A 1,408-nucleotide genomic window follows, 5' to 3' on the forward strand; every position below is an offset into this window, starting at 1 on the left:
TCGCGGCTACCTATTGACTGGTGGTACGACCGCAGCCCGGCCAGGCTTGGTCGAGGTGACCGGTGGGGTCGCTCTCATCGCGGCTGCCCACCGCAGGTTGGTGTGGCTCTCATCTGGCGTGCGCCCCGCCGGTCACCGCGGCGGTGAGAGGCTCAAGAGGGGACTGCCCGGCTCAAGGTAGCGCTGCCCTCCCGTCGACGAACACCGTCGGATCGAGGGAGGACACGGTGGCCCAGGTCATCATCGGCGTGGACCCGCACAAGCGTTCCGCCACCATCGAAATCATCAACGCCCGGGAGAAGTCGCTCGGGCAGGGCCGGTTCGGCACCGACCGCGACGGCTACCAGGCCATGCTCGCCGCCGGTCGCAAGCACAAGGACCGCCTGTGGGCGGTCGAGGGCTGCAACGGCATCGGCCGGCACGTCGCTCAACGCCTGGTCGCCGACGGCGAGACCGTCGTGGACGTCCCTGCGAAGCTGTCCGCCCGGGCCCGGGTGTTCGCCACCGGCCAGGGCCGCAAGACCGACCCGGTCGACGCCCGCAGCGTCGCTGTGGTCGCCCTGCGCACCGACGGTCTGCGGCAGGTCGTCGCCGACGACACCACAGTCGCGTTACGGCTGCTGGTCGACCGTCGTGACCAGCTCGGCCGAGCCCGCACCGACGTGGTCTCCCGGCTGCACCACCTGCTACTCGAACTGGTGCCCGGCGGCGCGAAGAAGGACCTGTCCGCCCAGCAGGCCCGCGCCCTGCTGGGCACCGTGCGCCCGCGTGACGTGGTCGGCAAGACCCGCCGGCGGCTGGCCTCCGAGCTGATCGGCGAACTCGTCGTCATCGACAAGAAGATCAAAGCCGCGAAACAGGAGCTCACCGACCTGGTCGCCAGCACCGGAAGCCGGCTGATGGACCTGACCGGCATCGGACCGTCCGGCGCCGCCCGCCTGATCGGCGACATCGGAGACATCGCGCGGTTCACCAGCCGCGCCCACTTCGCCTCGTGGAACGGCACCGCACCGATCGATGCCTCGTCCGGCGATCAGAACCGGCACCGGCTCTCCCGGGCCGGGAACCGGCGCATCAACCGGGCGCTGCACATCATGGCCATCGTCCAGCTACGCCGTGACACCGAAGGGCGCCGCTACTACCGGCGCAGACTGGCCGCGGGCAAGACCCCGATGGAGGCCCTACGGGCACTGAAGCGGCGGCTGTCCGACATCGTCTACCGACAGATGGTGGCCGACGCGAAGCTGGTCAGGACGGGTCCGGGAGGACACGCGGGGGCGACTCTGCAATCCAGCGCGGCCGACCTGAACCCCGAGATCGACACTTCGGAAAAGTCACTTCCCGGACCCGCCACACCCCAGCCTAGAACAGCCCTCACCGCGGCCTCTTGACACAGAGGGGTGCCAGA

Annotated in this window: 1 protein-coding gene; it reads left to right on the top strand. The window is 70.0% G+C overall.

Annotation, left to right across the window (positions count from 1 at the left end; translation table 11 throughout):
• The first annotated feature begins 227 nt into the window (after positions 1–227).
• Complete coding sequence (locus KBX46_RS32205; protein ID WP_210795863.1) at positions 228–1,391, top strand: IS110 family transposase; 1,164 nt, start codon at positions 228–230, stop codon at positions 1,389–1,391.
• Positions 1,392–1,408 lie beyond the last annotated feature (17 nt).

This window comes from Micromonospora sp. C81 (genome assembly GCF_018070425.1).
Lineage (GTDB): Bacteria > Actinomycetota > Actinomycetes > Mycobacteriales > Micromonosporaceae > Micromonospora > Micromonospora zamorensis.